3 protein-coding genes are annotated in these 1,924 nt (G+C 50.4%); all 3 read left to right on the plus strand.

Going from position 1 to position 1,924, the window contains the following annotated elements; genetic code table 11:
• Positions 1–396: 396 nt before the first annotated feature.
• From ACOYNV_RS28080 to ACOYNV_RS28090, 3 genes are read left to right on the plus strand one after another with little or no spacing between them, the layout of a single operon-like run.
• On the plus strand, positions 397–1,059 hold the full coding sequence (locus ACOYNV_RS28080) for a DUF433 domain-containing protein (protein WP_422903118.1): 663 nt from the start codon (positions 397–399) through the stop codon (positions 1,057–1,059).
• Complete coding sequence (locus ACOYNV_RS28085; RefSeq protein WP_422903119.1) at positions 1,056–1,493, plus strand: DUF5615 family PIN-like protein; 438 nt, start codon at positions 1,056–1,058, stop codon at positions 1,491–1,493. Before ACOYNV_RS28080 ends, ACOYNV_RS28085 begins: the two co-directional genes overlap by 4 nt.
• 37 nt (positions 1,494–1,530) lie before the next feature.
• Positions 1,531–1,794 (plus strand): hypothetical protein, encoded by a 264-nt coding sequence (locus ACOYNV_RS28090; RefSeq protein ID WP_422903120.1) that lies wholly within the window; start codon positions 1,531–1,533, stop codon positions 1,792–1,794.
• The last annotated feature ends 130 nt before the right edge of the window (positions 1,795–1,924 follow it).

Raw genomic sequence — 1,924 nt, forward strand, 5'->3', positions numbered from 1 at the left:
AATCTGGCGCAAACATTCGCGCAGTAGAGACAATTGTTGCGGAGGAATTTCATAGACGCCCAAATCTCCTTGGCAAACAGGATTGATCAACAGGGATTAACTTGCCGTTTATTTGCCTAAAAGACTACCTATCTTTGGCCTAAAAAAAGTATCCAGTTTCACTTCTTGGTTGGCAGGGATTGCCGTGCCGCGCCAACGCCACAATCAGCAAACCGGCAAAACCGGCGCTGCATTACCGCCGCAAGCTTGCGTGTCGCCGCTTTAACCACCTGGCATTGCAGCCAACGGGAGTTGGAAATACAGGCCGATGCTCAGGCTCAAACCTCATTGGAAAAAGCTTGACGTTGCGTTCTCAAAGTAAGTTATATATACTTCCGAACAATCGGAATATTTATCATGTACACCCATATCCTCATCCCCACTGCTGAAGCTGCATTTATTGCTGGCTTGTCCGACCGCGACATGAACAGAGTGGTTGACGAGCATCTGATGCCGGACGTGTTGTTCGAAAAAAATGGAGGTGTCCGCAGGTTCACTCGGCTGTGTGCAGCCTTTGCGAAGTTTTATTTCGATGACCGCAATTGGCTGGTTGCCGCCGCGCGTCGGCAAGTTCTTGATGAGTTGACCCACCGGGTAGCCCAGCTTCAAGGCAAAAATGATGTGTTCTCCTTGATGAAGCTCCCAGACCGGTTTAACTGGAAGGTAACTAATTACAGCGTGGAGGTTGACATGGCCCCGTATGTCACCGAAGTGTTCGCTCGGGTGAAAGACGTATGCCAGGCTGACGCACTGGTGACAGTCAGTGCTGACGTTATGGGTGGCGCCGCAGTTTTTGCCGGAACCCGCGTACCTCTCGATGTCGTGTTGGGTTCGATTACTGCAGGCATCAGCATGGACCGCCTAAAGGCTTCATACCCGTTCCTCACGGAGGCCCACATTCAGGCTGCTCGGGTTTACGACGAGGTACACCCCCGTCGTGGCCGGCCTCGGCGTTTGGCGGATACAAACCCGACGATGGAGCCGCGTGTTAAGCGAGTAGTGAGGCTCGCTACCGCATGACGTTTCGATTGCTGATTGACGAGTGTCTCAGTCCGGACCTCGTGCAGCTGGCTGTGGCTGCTGGGCACGTCGAGTCGACTTGCGTGCGCAATCGTGGATGGGCTGGCACAAAGGATTGGCAGCTCATTGAGCAGGTCGTCGCCAATGACTACACCTTGGTCACGCACAATTCGGTGGACTTTCGAGGTCAAGGGCCTGGTAGCTTGGGTGGAGAGCACGCAAAGCAACCCATCCACGCGGGGCTTATCTGCCTTAACTCTGCCATGGTCATGGACTTGGATCGGCAGCTTGACCTGTTCCAGCTGGTACTGCAGGAGCTGGCGAGCTTGAATGACCTGGTCAACCAGGCCATGGAAGTTTTCGAGTTAGAAGACGGTACCGTTGAGCTTGAGATTTACGACATTCCAGAGTCTTCGCAGTTCACCGGGGTTTGATAGCCTAAAAAATCTATTACAAATCAATGTGTTACAGGTGATTGTTGAAAAAAAAACTGTACCTCGCCAACCCATTGATTTCAAATACTATTTTTTGCCTCTTGTTGGGTTTTATCTTAGGGCAATGTTTGCTTTCAATCTGAAAATGTGTCGCCAAAATGGCGACATTGCTACGATCACCGTTCACACAACTAAAGTTGTAGCCACCCGCCACAATACTTCACGCGCAGGCGCGATTGGCCGCCGAAAGACCATTTCGCTTACTGATCCAGGTGGTTGGGTCAGCACGGCTTTCTCATAAAAAAAACAACAACTAAAAATTCCTTTTAAATCAACATGTTGCGTATGAAATGACGAAGAAGACTGTTGACAAACAGACTCCCTTCATTTTCCAGTGAACAGTTTGCTTCATGCAAAATACTTTTAGTATA

Source organism: Propionivibrio sp., from assembly GCF_049316945.1.
Classification (GTDB): Bacteria; Pseudomonadota; Gammaproteobacteria; order Burkholderiales; family Rhodocyclaceae; genus Propionivibrio.